The organism is Szabonella alba (genome assembly GCF_016765775.1).
In the GTDB taxonomy this organism is placed as follows: Bacteria; Pseudomonadota; Alphaproteobacteria; order Rhodobacterales; family Rhodobacteraceae; genus Szabonella; species Szabonella alba.
Genome location: NZ_JAESVN010000001.1, coordinates 900,551 through 914,520, shown reverse-complemented (window position 1 = coordinate 914,520; position 13,970 = coordinate 900,551). Strand labels below are relative to the sequence as shown.

Annotated in this window: 12 protein-coding genes; 4 read left to right on the top strand and 8 right to left on the bottom strand. The window is 64.0% G+C overall.

Annotated features, from left to right (window positions below; translation table 11 throughout):
- Nucleotides 1–52 precede the first annotated feature (52 nt).
- The 4 genes from JL811_RS04255 to JL811_RS04240 form a co-directional block, all read right to left on the bottom strand.
- Nucleotides 53–817 (bottom strand): glycosyltransferase family 25 protein, encoded by a 765-nt coding sequence (locus JL811_RS04255; protein ID WP_202687084.1) that lies wholly within the window; start codon nt 815–817, stop codon nt 53–55.
- On the bottom strand, nt 804–1,589 hold the full coding sequence (locus tag JL811_RS04250; RefSeq protein WP_202687083.1) for a hypothetical protein: 786 nt from the start codon (nt 1,587–1,589) through the stop codon (nt 804–806). The genes JL811_RS04255 and JL811_RS04250 overlap by 14 nt, the downstream gene beginning before the upstream one ends.
- Before the next feature lie 88 nt (nt 1,590–1,677).
- Nucleotides 1,678–2,400, bottom strand: coding sequence for a 3-deoxy-D-manno-octulosonic acid kinase (locus tag JL811_RS04245; RefSeq protein WP_337924713.1), 723 nt, complete (start codon nt 2,398–2,400; stop codon nt 1,678–1,680).
- A gap of 40 nt (nt 2,401–2,440) precedes the next feature.
- On the bottom strand, nt 2,441–3,181 hold the full coding sequence (locus JL811_RS04240; RefSeq protein WP_202687081.1) for a hypothetical protein: 741 nt from the start codon (nt 3,179–3,181) through the stop codon (nt 2,441–2,443).
- A 256-nt stretch (nt 3,182–3,437) separates the two neighbouring features.
- Between JL811_RS04240 and JL811_RS04235 the strand changes: the two genes are divergently transcribed.
- The 4 genes from JL811_RS04235 (at nt 3,438) to JL811_RS04220 (ending at nt 10,336) form a co-directional block, all read left to right on the top strand.
- Nucleotides 3,438–7,670 (top strand): DUF4781 domain-containing protein, encoded by a 4,233-nt coding sequence (locus tag JL811_RS04235; RefSeq protein WP_202687080.1) that lies wholly within the window; start codon nt 3,438–3,440, stop codon nt 7,668–7,670.
- Complete coding sequence (locus tag JL811_RS04230; RefSeq protein WP_202687079.1) at nt 7,667–8,059, top strand: hypothetical protein; 393 nt, start codon at nt 7,667–7,669, stop codon at nt 8,057–8,059. Before JL811_RS04235 ends, JL811_RS04230 begins: the two co-directional genes overlap by 4 nt.
- Nucleotides 8,060–8,300: 241 nt before the next feature.
- A complete protein-coding gene (locus JL811_RS04225) occupies nt 8,301–9,515 on the top strand; it encodes an NADP-dependent isocitrate dehydrogenase (protein WP_202687078.1) in 1,215 nt (404 codons plus the stop codon).
- A 284-nt stretch (nt 9,516–9,799) separates the two neighbouring features.
- Nucleotides 9,800–10,336 (top strand): hypothetical protein, encoded by a 537-nt coding sequence (locus tag JL811_RS04220; RefSeq protein WP_202687077.1) that lies wholly within the window; start codon nt 9,800–9,802, stop codon nt 10,334–10,336.
- Nucleotides 10,337–10,471: 135 nt separating this feature from the next.
- Here the strand turns inward: JL811_RS04220 and cysE are convergent, their stop codons facing one another.
- The 4 genes from cysE to JL811_RS04200 form a co-directional block, all read right to left on the bottom strand.
- Complete coding sequence (gene cysE, locus JL811_RS04215; protein WP_202687076.1) at nt 10,472–11,284, bottom strand: serine O-acetyltransferase; 813 nt, start codon at nt 11,282–11,284, stop codon at nt 10,472–10,474.
- A gap of 161 nt (nt 11,285–11,445) precedes the next feature.
- Nucleotides 11,446–12,135, bottom strand: coding sequence for an ABC transporter ATP-binding protein (locus JL811_RS04210; RefSeq protein ID WP_202687075.1), 690 nt, complete (start codon nt 12,133–12,135; stop codon nt 11,446–11,448).
- Nucleotides 12,128–13,417 carry a lipoprotein-releasing ABC transporter permease subunit gene (locus JL811_RS04205; RefSeq protein ID WP_202687074.1) on the bottom strand — a complete coding sequence of 430 codons (1,290 nt, stop codon included), beginning with the start codon at nt 13,415–13,417 and terminating at the stop codon, nt 12,128–12,130. Before JL811_RS04205 ends, JL811_RS04210 begins: the two co-directional genes overlap by 8 nt.
- Nucleotides 13,418–13,537: 120 nt before the next feature.
- On the bottom strand, nt 13,538–13,867 hold the full coding sequence (locus tag JL811_RS04200; RefSeq protein WP_237684756.1) for a DUF2200 domain-containing protein: 330 nt from the start codon (nt 13,865–13,867) through the stop codon (nt 13,538–13,540).
- Nucleotides 13,868–13,970 lie beyond the last annotated feature (103 nt).

Genomic DNA, 13,970 nt, shown 5'->3' with positions numbered 1-13,970 from the left:
CCGGACGGCAGTGGCGAGCGCGTGCCCGCCCGCTCTGCCCCGCCGCGCGCCCTCACGCCCGATGGGCAAGCTTGCGCCCATAGGCGATGACTTTGTTGCGCCAGAGCCGTTCCTGCTTGGCCAGCCCGTAATACCAGCTGCGCCCATGCGCCTTGCGCGTCGCCCCGTCGCCGTCGATATCGCTGGTCGCCCCGGTCTGACGCGCCAAAGGCGGCCAGATCGCATAGCCGGTACCGCGTTTCACCATGATCTCACGGAACTGGGTATCGACCGGCATTGTCACCCTGCGGTGATGGTCAAGAATGTTCTGCGCGCCTGGGCGCGACCACAAAAGCGCTGTGGTCATCATCGGAAAGTAATGCGCCTTGCGTAGGTCATGCCCGGCCACCAGCGCGTCGATCCGCGAATGGATCTTCATCCGGCCCGGCCCCAGATGCACAAGATCCCATGGCTGGTTGCGGCGTTCCAGCAGGCCGATGGCCGCAGCCGTCACCTCCTGAAATTCTGTGGTCAGCTCGGCATCATCCTCCAGCACGATACCATAGGGGCTGTCGGTGGCCAGAAACCGCTCGATACAGTCCAGATGACTGCGATAGCAGCCATATTCGGCCCCCCGCAGCGGACGGCCCAGAAAGCGATGCGCCTTTTCGGTGTCGCAATCGGCAACGCGCGACAGATCCAGCCCGCGCCCGTCGAAGGCCGGAACCCGGATCGCATCCGTGATCCCTGCAGCCCTGATCTCTGCCTCGATCGCGGCGCGCCGATCCGTGCTGCTGTCGAGGTTGATGTAATAGACCGGAATGTCACCAATCGTCATTGCAGACCCTGTTCACGAAACTGTCGGCGGGAAAGACCCCAGCATAACGCTCTGCGACATGGCGCGAAAGATGGCTACCCCAGAGATGCACGGCATAGGCACCTTCCGGGGCATCGCTTCTTCGATACCCGTCAGGGTCGGAAAACTGCGGAATTTCAGACATGGGAACCGGGTAAAAGCAGTGCAGCGGAAGCGCCCGCTGGATTTCATTGCTGCGGTGCAGTTCAGCGGTGAAAAGACTTGGACCGATCGACCCCCATGGCCATCTTTCGATCGGCAACCCTCGATAGAGGATATTTTTGAAGAAATACCGGACCCGCTGGAACTCCGTAAGACGCGGCGGAAGTCCCCGGGTGTCCGAGGAAAATGCAGACAGTGCCTTCAGGGCTAGTGATTCCTTTGGGAGCTTCAGCACCGCACAGCCGACAGAATCGAAGCTTTCATAACCAAAGATGTAATCACTGGTAAAATCGAAGGGACGCAGTGCCACGATATCCAGATCGACCCAGACGAAATCTGTTTTTGCGACCATCGCATATCGGAACAAGTCAGAATGCAAGGCTGGACTTCGAGTTCGGTGATGCGTCACAATTCGGCCCAAATCCAACACCTCACGCGCATCACGCAACACCACACCAGCCGGGCAGTTTTCCAAAGGTTCATAGGTGTAAAGTGTAAACTCATGCCCCTGACGCTGGAACGAGCGGATCGAGGCACGTTCAATTGGTCCAAGGCGGCTGCCGATCCACAGGCTTGCAACGCTCTTCATCATGATCCGGCTGCATCCATCGCGCGCAGGGTTCTGCCGCCTGATACCCCGGCACGGGGCGCAAGAACAATCCCCCCGATCCGTCCCGGCCTCAATCCGCCAATGCCTTGGCATGGCCCTCGCACAGGGCCTGCCAGACGGCATCATCCCAATGCAGCCCCGGCACTTTGCGCTTTTCCTTCTCGAAGGACCGTTTCAGGCGGGCAAGGTTCGCCGCTACCCAGTCACCGGGCGCGCGCCGGTCGCATTTGTCGAAGTCGATCAGCCAGACCGCGCCATCCCCCGTCAGCAGGATGTTGCGGCAGTTGAGGTCGGAATGATGCACGCCCAGCCGGTGCATCCGTCCAACCATATCGCCAACGGCCCCCCAGATTTCGGGCGGCAGCGGGGCCTCGGACAGGCAATCGGCCATGGTGCGGCTGTCGGGGATGCGTTCGGTCAGGATATCGGCGCGGTAGAAGGGGCCGGCGGGGCTGAACCCTGCGGCTACCGGGCGCGGCACGGAAAGTCCTTGCTCCCGCATCCAGTCCAGCAACAGGAATTCCCGCATCGCCCGGCTGCGCGCGACCGGAACCCGCAGAAACAGATCAGGGTTGATGCGCCCCACCAGCCCGCCGCGCCAGAAATGCCGCAGCACCAGCTCAAGCCCCGCATGGCGCAGGAAATAGGCTGCATTGCGCCCCTGCGACTGGCCCAGCAGCGCGCCTGTGCGGCGCAGATGAACAGGGTCGAACAGGCCCCGGTCCATTCCGTCCAGCAGATCCGCGTCATACCAGAGGACCGCGCCGCCATGTGTGGTCTTGCCCAGCCTCACCGGCAACCGCGCTCCGCCGCGCCGATCCGGACCCCGCCCGTCACTGCCAAAGCTCCCGCACCCAGTCGACCGGCAGCACGCGGCGATACCATTTCCCGCTGCGTCCGATGATCGCGTCGGGCGGATTGGGCTTGCCATGGAACACCACGACCCGCGCCCCTTCGGGAATGCGGGCGGGCTTGAAGAACCCCATGATGCCGCGATGCATGCAATGGCGCTTGAAACTGACGCACCAGCCCTTGGGCCAATAGGTCATCCGGCCCTGCCGCCCGAACCATGAGGTCACGAATTCCTGTTCGTTGCGGTAATCGCTTTGCGCCGAGGCCAGCGATTGCGACAGATCCGCGATCAGCGCGCCATGCGCCCCTGCGGTGAAGCGGAAGACCGAGGTGTTGCCGGTCTCATCACGCTTGTCCCATTCCTTGATGACGATGAAATCGCCCGGCGGATCGAAGAACGCATCCAGCGGGCCGGTGATGACGATATCGACATCCAGAAACAGCGTCGGCCCGGTCAGATCATAAAGTGGCGCGGCAAAGACCGTGACCTTCAGCCAGCCATGCAGACGGGTCCAGCCGGTGGCCGCGTCAAATTCGGGAATGCCGATCTTGGGCAGCGGGAAGATCTCGATATCGGGATCAATCCCCGTCGCGTCATCGGTCAGACAGACGAAACGATAGGGACGCGACATGTTGCGCCGCACCATCGAGCGCAGCTTGTTCACATAGTCCGGCCCGTATTTGGTGCCCCATTTCACACAGAGAATATTGACCGGATCCAAGGCATTTCCTCCGCCCGGCCCATCCGGGGCACCGGGGCCGGATAGCTGCGGCCCCGTTTCCGGGCAGCTAGCAGACCGGTGCCGCCGAAGTCAATCATCGGGCGCGGCCCGGCATTGCAGAGCCCGGCGCGCGCGCCTGCAGGGTGGCGCAAACCGGCCCATCCGTCCCGGCAGGGGCTTGATCCGCGCCGCCGCCCGCCCTTACGCTTCGGTCAGGATTTTCACCGATACCCGATTTTCAGTCAGGACTTTGCCGATGCCGCCCAAGCCCGATACCGCAGAATTGCAGAAAACCCTTGCCTCGGCCTTTCAGCAGGCCCGCAGCAGATCCGTCAATTTTGCCTTCGTCATCGGCCGCGACGGGCCGGTTTTCGAATCGGACCCGCGCCGGGGTGCCCCGGCGCTTTGGGCCACCGCGCGCAAACAGGGCGGCGGCAACAAGGGGGCCTTCGGCGCGATGACCTTTGACTCCGGTCGCCTGATGCTGCGCTGCGATGAAGACCCGGCCGCGACCGTGCCAAAGGCGTTCAAGGATATGCTGGCCTCCTGCGGTCAGACGCTGCGGTTCGAATTCTTTGGCCCGGAAGCGGCGAAGGATGCCGAGGAACCGACCACCCCCAAGGGCAGGAAGGCCGATGCCGGAAAGGACGACAAGAAAACCAAACCCGGGGAAGCTGACGCAGCAGAGGAGGGGGAAGAAGAGGCCGATGACACCGATCCCGTCGCGGTGATCGTCAAGGCGCGCAAACGACCGATGAATATCGCGTGGTTTCTGGGGCCCGAGGGTCTGGTGCTGCGCGCCCATCCGCGCAAACCTCTCGACACGCTGCGCCGTCAGGCCATGGCCGGGGGCGCGCAGCCGCGCGGCGCGCTGGGGGTGATGACCGTTTCGGGAAAACTGATCGAACTGCGCTGCGAAGAGGCCCCGCCCCGGTCCTTTCCGAAAAAGGCGCGGCAATGGCTGGCCGATCTGGGACAGACCTTCAAGATCCGCGTGCTGCTGCCCAGTGGCGAAACCCTGGACAGCGAAAAGGAGGAGGAGGGGCAGGAGGAAACCCCCGAAAGCAGCGCCGCGCCCGTCCCTGCACCCGTTTCGGTGCCGAATGCAGCCGCTGTTGCGGTCCCGCTTGCCGAACGGCTGGACAGTCTGACCCCGATGCTGGACGCCGCAAGGCAGGTGCTGGATGCCAGGCAGCACGCCGCCCTGCAGGGTCTGTGGCAGATGGCAACCGATCAACAGGACAGCGATCCGGGCCGCGCGATCAAGGTCATCAAGATGCTGGAAGGGCGTCTGGCCGGGCTGGACCTGCCGCCCCTTGCCCCTGCCACGGCAAAGACCGAAAGCGAGGTGCCATCGGCCCCCGCCCCCGCCCCCGCCACCACTCTGCCCCAGCCGCCCACTGACCCGGTCGAGGCGATCACCGCGACCGTCACGCCCGAACGCAAGGCCACCATCGACGGCTGGCTGGCCGAGTTCGGCGAATATGAAAACGCATGGCAGCTTTGGGATGATGAAGGCGGCGAATATGTGTCCGGGGCGCTTCTGGGCCGCAATGCGCAACTGGGTGCGCTGACCGAGGCCGAAAAGGTCTATCTCGCGCGGGAGGCCGCGCGGATCTGGCGCCATGCGGGCAGTGCCGAGAATATTCAGGAGGCGATCGAGGGCATCGGCAATGATCCTGCCGCGCGCCGGGCGCTGGCCTTGGGCTTTGCGGCCTCACAGGCCGGGGCGTCGCGCATCCATGCGCAGGGCGGCCATACGGTCGACAGCCCCGAAGGCGCCAATGCGGCGGCCCTGATGATGCAGCGTGCAGTGGATCTGGACCCCGCCGCCGTGATCGAGGCCTTTGCCGGGGCGGAAGGGGAGTTGGGGCGCATCGCCTCGGGCGGGCGCGGGGATCTTTTCTCGCGCAGGCGGCAGCAGGGGCTGCTTGATGCGGTCAATGGCGGAGCGGTCGATCCTGCGCGGGCCGATCTGATGACCGGCGCGATCTTTCTCTCCACCAAAGAGAATGAGCTGTCCGACCGCAGCTATCGCGCAGCACTGGCCGGCGCGATGGGGCGCGTGGCGGGCGCTGACGAGACCGGCGCGACCGCCGCGAAACTGGAGGCGATCTTTGCCACCGGCGGCGGGCGTGAGATGATGTTCGGTGAGGCGATCCCGCCCGAATTGCGCAACTGGGCGCTGGCACAGGCCGCGAACAACCCCGATTTCACTGCTGAAGCATTGTCAGAAGGCTGGGAAAGTGAGGTCGCCGCACAGGCCGCAGCCGGGCCGATTGCGGAACGCTATACTGCGCGCGGGCTGGACCCGTTCGCGCTCCGTACGACCGGGCCGACCGGTGCCTTGCACAACACAATCGGGCAGGCCCTGGGCGCAGCCCCCACCAATCTGCCGCCTGAGAATGAAACCGACGAGGCCCGTCTGGCGCGGGAGGCCGCCGGGATGGACCATGACTATTACGCGGGCGATGCCCGGATCGGCAGGATTGCCGGAATGATCGCCGAACTGGGCGGAGATCCGGCGCAGATGACCGTTCTGCCCGTCGTGGTGACCTCGAACGAATTCGGCATCGCCAGCTTCACCGTCTTCCGGCTTGAGCGCCCCGAGGGTCCGCGCTTTGTCGATGACATGGGCAACAAATATGACAGTCTGGACAAGTGGCTGGACCTGAACGAACTGCCCCCCGGCAAGATGACCTATCCCGAGGCGCTGGTGCCCGGTGCGCGGCTGGTGACACAGAACACGCCCTGCGTGGTCGACACGCTGGGCGAATGGCTGGGCCGGGTCGGGGACGGTGTTGCGCTGGCGGCGGGCATCACGGTCGGCGTCATTGCGATTGCCGGTTCGGGCGGACTTGCGACGCCCCTGGTTGTGGCGGGCGCGGGGGCGGCAAGCTGGCAGGTCGGGCGCGCGGGATCACGCCTTTACGACGACCATCAGCGCGGCAAGGATGTCACCGATCTGACCGACCCATCCGTGCGCGGCAACTGGCTTGAGGCGGGCGCGGGCGTGCTGTCGGTGGGCGCGATGGGGGCGGCGATGCGGGCCGGGGGTCTGGTGCAAAGCGGCGCGCGCGTCACGCAGATGACGGCGCGCACGACGGCAGGTCTGCAGATCGCGTCCAACACCGCCGATGCGGCGGCCATGGGCGATCAGGCCCTGATGATGGCGCAGAACTGGGACCGGATGGATGCGGGCGACAAGGCGATGGGCCTGCTGAACGTCGCGTTCTGGGCCGGAATGGGGGCCGCCAGCACAAGGACGGGCGGCGCGATGGTGCAGGATGCGCTGAGCTTCACGCGGCTGCGTAATCAGGCGGAATTCGGATCCCCCTTCCCCGTCGCGGCCCATACCGATCTGGACCCGGGGCAGATGCGCACGGCCTATGACCTTGATGCGACCGGGATGCCTGTGAATGTCCGCATCGAGACCGGCGGCGGTAGGTCCGATCCGGTGCTGCTGGCGCTGCATTCCAATGCCGGGCGGCAGGTCGAGGCGGCAGGTGGCCTGATGACGCGCCTGACCACCATGCTGCGCGGCAGGCCCGATCCGGCCCCCGGCACGCAAGGCTGGGAAGCGAAGCTGGAAATCGAAAAGATCGGCGCGGAAACCGACCTACTGCGGCAAAGGCTGGACAGCGAGGGGCCGCGCATGACGCCCCTTGAACGCGAGGCGCTGCTGTTGCGCCAGCAGGAACTGGCCGAGGCGACCGCCCATCAGATGGCCCGGCTGCAAGATCCCGATCTCTCGGGCGAAGGTTGGATCGCCGCGCCCAGCGAGGGCCATCGTCAGGCCGAGGCGCGCGGCTGGCCCACCGGCGACGCCCTGCCCGAGGGGCATCACTGGGTCAGCAGCGTGGAGGGTGAGCCGACCCTGCGCCGCAGTGACGGCACGATCGAGCGGTTCGAATATGATCCGGTCAGCGGCGCGTTCCGGGCCTACTCCGGCGGCGCGGGCCGGACGATGAGCATCGTGGGTCATGGCGAGAACGAGATCGGTTTCGTCAAGGATGCCTCGGGGCGGACGGTCGAGGCGGTGGCCACGCTGCGCCGCTATCACGTCAATGCCGAACGCTCGCCCGAGGAACTGGCCGCACAGCGTGCCGTGGGCGATCAGGGGCTGACCGGTGACGATGCAGGCCATATGATCGGGCACCGCTTCGGCCTTGACCGGGGACTTGAGAACCTTTTCCCGCAGGACGCGAATTTCAATCGCGGCGCCTACAAGAAGCTGGAAAACGAACTGGCGGACTGGATCGCTGTTGGAGGAGAGGTCAGGGTGAAGATCACGCTGGATGATTTCGCGGGCACCAGACCGGCCGAGGTCGACGTGACCTACAGCATCGTCGATCCGAGAACCGGCCATGAGGTCTACAGCACCTTCAAGAGCTTTGATAACGATACAGCACAAAGCTATGACCGGATGTCATCGGCCGATATTCAGGCCAGAATGTCAGAATACAGGGAAGCGGGAATTCAGGAATGAGCAATGAAAAACAGGCGGCCCTGATCTCTGAAATCGGGGAATTGCTTGCCGACGATGGCGCCCTGCAATCGCTGGACTGGCAGGGGCTGGGATTTGTCGTCACCCTTGCGGATGGCAACCGGGAAATGACCGGCTATCGCTATCTTGCCGATGGCAGCTTCCGGGCCTTCGTTCCCGATGTGGCAGGAAAGGTCGTGCGCAGGTTCCGCGACCTGAAGGAGCAGATGACCGCCAATGGCGACGGGGCCTTCGTGCAATGTCTGATCCATCTGACCCGCCCCGAGTATCGGCTGCGCCTGCAATTCGAATTCGATGATCCGAAACGCTGGGCACCGAAGAAGATCGGCCTCGACATGTCGGATTTCGCCGAAATGCTGCGGCCCGAATAACCCGCCCTGCCCCGGCCCGGCGATGCCCTTGGTCAAGCCGGGCCTGAACGCCGGGCCGGGCCAGTGATGCCGGGGCCGCGGCCTTCCACACCCTCGGAGCCGGGCCCCTGCCCTAGTCCGTCCCAGGGGGCGGCGCTTTGCGGGGTTTTGGTATACATTTGCATACCGCACTTCCCAAAGCCCCCGCGATCCGGTAGAAGGCAGGCCAGACGAATCCCCCATTCCCAACCGAGAGGGCCCCATGACCAAGATCAAGGTAGCCAACCCCGTCGTTGAACTCGACGGCGACGAGATGACCCGCATCATCTGGGATTTCATCAAGAAAAAGCTGATCCTGCCCTATCTCGACATCGACCTGAAATATTACGATCTGGGCATTGAGGAGCGCGACCGCACCGATGACCAGATCACCGTGGATGCCGCCAATGCGATCAAGCAATATGGCGTCGGCGTGAAATGCGCCACCATCACCCCGGATGAACAGCGGGTTGAGGAATTCGGCCTGAAACAGATGTGGCGCAGCCCGAACGGCACGATCCGCAACATCCTTGGCGGCGTGATCTTCCGCGAACCGATCATCTGCAAGAACGTGCCGCGTCTGGTACCGGGCTGGACCCAGCCCATCGTGGTGGGCCGCCACGCCTTTGGCGACCAGTATCGCGCCACCGATTTCCGCTTTCCCGGCAAAGGCAAACTGACGATCAAATTCGTGGGCGACGATGGCACCGTGATCGAGAAGGAAGTCTTCGACGCCCCCGGTGCCGGTGTGACCATGGCGATGTACAACCTTGATCAGTCGATCATCGACTTCGCACGCGCCTCGATGAATTACGGTCTGGTCAAGGGCTGGCCGGTTTACCTCTCGACCAAGAACACGATCCTGAAAGCCTATGACGGCCGCTTCAAGGACCTGTTCCAGCAGGTGTTTGACGAGGAATTCGCCGATGCCTTCAAGAAGGCCGGGATCACCTATGAACACCGTCTGATCGACGACATGGTGGCAAGCGCGATGAAATGGTCGGGCGGCTATGTCTGGGCCTGCAAGAACTATGACGGCGATGTGCAGTCCGACACCGTGGCGCAGGGCTTCGGCAGCCTTGGCCTGATGACCAGCGTACTGATGACGCCCGACGGGCAGACGGTCGAGGCCGAGGCCGCGCATGGCACGGTCACGCGCCATTACCGCCAGCATCAGGCGGGCAAGGAAACCTCGACCAATTCCATCGCCTCGATCTTCGCCTGGACCGGTGGTCTGAAGCATCGCGCGAAACTGGACGACAACGCGGCCCTTCTGCGCTTTGCCGAAACGCTGGAACGCGTGACGGTGCAGGCGGTCGAGGACGGGTTCATGACCAAGGATCTGGCCCTGCTGGTCGGCCCCGACCAGAAATGGCTGACCACGATGGGTTATCTGGAAAAGGTCGACGAATATCTGTCGAAAGAACTGGCCGGCTGAGGCGGGAATGCTCCGGCATTGAACTGAAAAGCCGCCCCGGTCGGGGCGGCTTTTCAAAATGGCGGGTGCGGTTGTTTATCAGGGGTTCAAAGGTGCGATTTCCGGCAAGGCAGATGAACGGACTTCGGGACGCATTTGGACCAGTAGCCGGTCTTTTCAGAGGCCGGCGTTTTGCCATACCCTCACTGTCCATCGTAAAGTCATCATAAGCTAGGATACAGTAAAGGCTGCGCCATGATGCCTTGCGCAGCAGTAGGGACGCGTAAATATTGGGACGTTAGCGTATGTCACAGAAAATTTCGTTCAGTATGAATGCCTTATCCCATCTTCGCTGCGATGAAGTTTTCGAACGCCTAACCTCGACGGCAGGAAATGCTACCGTCAACGGGGTCAGAGTTCTGAGTTCCCGACATGTTTCAGGTTCGAAAGAGACGGCAGACCTGACAACGGTCGTGCGCGTCGCATATGGTGTTTTCGATTATGAACATGTGGAAACGCTATTGCGTTACGACCGCCCCAACGGATTGACGGTTGAGCTGCGCCCCCTCCGTATGACCCGTTACAATCCACGCGAACGCCTGCCCCCGGTCGGAAGCGAATACCCGGGCGACCCGGACAAGGCTTTCCACCGGATGTTCGGCAAAAATCCGCAGCCCCTGCGCTTTGATTTTGACCTGTCCGAGGAGGAAAACAGAACACATATCACGGTTTCGGCGACGCAGTCTTCTGACGGAATGGGATGGTTGAACCGCTTTCTGTGGAAACGCTCCATACAGAAACAACTTCGGGCGCTTATCGCCGTAGCGACCGATACCCGCTGACCAACTGGATCACCGATCCTTTCGCGGCGAATTTTGCCTGAACTTGTCGTCGTCAGGCAAATCTCCCGATCCTGTCCGCCGACCAAAACCTGCCCATGCCGATGCGACAGACCCGCAAAAGCGGATTGCCCCCCCTCAAACCGACTCCGGCAGCACCTGATCCATCGTGACCGAAGGCTGGTCGCACCCTGCCTCTCCGACCACGCGCGCGGGAACGCCTGCCACGGTCTTGCAGGGCGGAATATCGTGCAAGACCACCGACCCTGCCGCGATGCGGGAACAATAGCCGACATGGATATTGCCCAGCACCTTGGCCCCGGCCCCGATCAGCACACCATTGCCGATCTTGGGGTGGCGGTCGCCATCTTCCTTGCCGGTGCCGCCCAGCGTAACGGAATGCAGCATCGACACATTATCCCCCACCACCGCCGTTTCGCCGACGACAATGGAATGGGCATGGTCGATCATGATGCCGCGCCCGATCCGCGCCGCCGGGTGAATGTCGACTCCGAACACCTCGGACACCCGGGCCTGCACGAAATAGGCCATGTCGCGCCGCCCGCTGGTCCAGAGCCAATGCCCAATCCGGTAGGCCTGCACCGCCTGATAGCCCTTGAAGAACAGGATCGGCTGCAGATAGCGGTTGCAGGCCGGATCGCGTTCAAAGACCGCCATCAGATCGGCGCGCGCGGCCTGCCCGATGGCGGGTTCGGCCGCATGGGCCTCATCGGCGATCTCGCGCAGGATCTGCTCACTCATCTCTCCCGAGGCGAGTTTGAGCGAGAAGCGATAGGCCAGCGCGCGTTCCAGTGACGGGTGATGCAGGATGCTGGAATGGATCAGCCCGCCCAGAACCGGCTCAGCAAGAATCGCCGCGCGGGCCTCATCCTCAAGCCGGGTCCAGACCGGATCCAGCGTGGTCACGGGCTGTGTGAGGGTCTTTGGCATGGCGGTCTCCTCGCGCGGATGCAGGTCCCATTCAATCCATGCCAATATAGTCCGGATTGCCGCGCAGTCCAAGTCTGTGCAGATGCGTTCGGCGCGCGGCCGCAAGGTGCTACGCGGACCGGCAGGCAGGCCGCCCCACCCCCCGCAGGCGCGGCGGTCCCTCAGCCGATCCCAGGGGTCAACCGCCCCTGATCCAGCCGCAGCGCACGGTCCATCCGGGCCGCAAGCTCCATGTTATGGGTCGCGATCAGCGCCGAAAGCCCGGTCTCGCGCACCATGGCCATCAAGGCACCGAACACCTGTTCCGAGGTGGCGGGGTCCAGATTTCCCGTCGGTTCATCCGCCAGCAACAGCCCCGGCGCATTGGCCATCGCCCGGCAAAAGGCCACGCGCTGCTGTTCGCCGCCCGACAGCGCGGCAGGACGGTGCCCCGCACGCGGCCCGACGCCGACCCGGTCCAGCAGATCGCGCGCGCGGGTTTCTGCCTCGGCCTGCGGCACGGCATTGGCCCGTTGCGGCAGGATCACGTTTTCCAGCGCCGAGAATTCCGGCAAAAGATGATGGAACTGATAGATGAACCCCACCTCCTGCCGCCGCGCCGCCGTGCGCGCCCGGTCGCCCAGCCCATCCATATCGCGCCCGTTCAGCACCACGCGGCCCGCATCGGCCGTATCCAGCAGCCCCGCGATATGCAGCAGCGTCGATTTCCCCGCCCCCGACGGGGCGACCAGCGCCACAACCTCCCCCCGGCCCAGCGTCAGCGACACGTCGCGCAGCACCGTGACCTCGGAGGGCTTGCCGCGATTGTAGGATTTCGCGATCCCCTCCAGCACCAGCATCGCATCACTCATAGCGCAGCGCCTCCACCGGGTTCATCCGTGCCGCGCGCCGTGCGGGAAAGATCGTGACAACAAAGGACAGGCCCAGCGACAGCGCCACCGCCGCCCCGACATCGACGGCCTGCAGTTTCGCAGGCAGCGCATAGATCCCCCGGATCGACGGATCCCAGACCCCGCCCCCCGCGACATAGTTCACGAAAGAGAAAATCGGGTCGATATAGACCGCGAACAGGCAGCCCAGAACCACGCCGCAGACCGTGCCGATGATGCCGGTGAAGGCACCGCAGATGAAAAAGACCCGCAGCACCGATCCCTCGGTCAGGCCCATGGTGCGCAGGATGCCGATATCGCGCCCCTTGTTCTTGACCAGCATGATGAGGCCTGAAACGATGTTCATCGCCGCGATCAGCACAAGGATCGACAGAATGATGAACATGACATTATCCTCGATATCCAGCGCCCGCAGGAAGGCGCCCGAGGCATCGCGCCATGTCCAGACCATCGCATGTTCACCCCCCGCCCGGATCAGGGGCAGCACCGCCTCATCGACCGCTTCGGGGCGCGACAGCATGACCTCGATCTCATCCGCCATCCCTTCGCGGTTGAAATAGCTCTGCGCCTCGGTCAGCGGCATGTAGACGCGGGTGCGGTCGATGTCATAGCGCCCGGCGGTGAAGATATAGACCACCTCATAGGCCGAAACCCGGGGGCTGGTGCCAAAGGCCGTGCGCACCCCGTCGGGAGACGTCAGCCGCAGCCGGTCACCCAGTTGCAGGCCCAGTTCGCGCGCAACGCCCGAGCCGATGGCGATGCCCTCATCGAACCGGGCGATATCGCCGCTGGCATTCTCGGCCCCGTCGCCGATGCGCGGGATCGTGCGCAGATCCGCCTCACGGATCCCCGTCACCTCGACGCCGACCGAGCGGCCCTCATTGCTGGCCAGAACCTGACCTTTCACCACCGGGGCCGCGCGGGTGACGAAGGGCACCCGCACCACGCGATCGGCAATTGCGTCATAATCCTCGAAACTGCGGATAGTGCGGCCATCGGCGGCCTGATGCGGCCCGGCATAGACCGTGACATGGGCATTGGCGCCCAGGATCGTATCGACGAATTCGGCGCGGAAGCCCGCCCGCACCGACAGCGTGGCGATCAGCGCGAAAACGGCAAGGGTTATGCCGACAAGGCTGATCCATGTCATGACGCTGACGCCGCCCTCGGCGCGTCTTGCCCGCAGATAGCGCCAGGCGATCATCCATTCGAAGGGCGCGAATGGCGGGGTGCTGCGGGTCATGTCGGATCCTTCCTGAAAGCGGGCGGAGAGTGGGGTCTGGGGCCCGCGCCGTCAAGGGCACCCGGCCCCTGTGCCGCCTGCCCTGACGCGGTGGCGCAGCATCGCCGTTTTCGGTGCGGCTCAGGGCCGGCGAAGGATCTTCTCCATCGCCTTGCCGCGCGCCAGTTCATCCACCAGCTTGTCCAGATAGCGGATTTCCTGCATCAGCGGATCTTCCAGCTCTTCGACCCGCACCCCGCAGACCACGCCCCTTATCAGTTCACGCGCGGGGTTCAGCGCGGGCGCGGTGGCAAAGAAGGTCTCAAAATCCGCGCCACTCTCCAGCCGCGCCTGCAGCCCTTCGGCATCCAGTCCGGTCAGCCAGCAGATGATGCGGTCAACCTCATCCTTGCTGCGACCCTTGCGTTCGGCCTTCGCGACGTAATGGGGGTAAACACTTGCAAAGCGCATGCTGAATATCCGGTGACCGGCCATGCTGCGCCCCTTCCCTCGACTGTGATCCGCATGGCCTTTCTAGCTCGGATCGCCCCGCCCCGTCACCCGCCCCGATAGC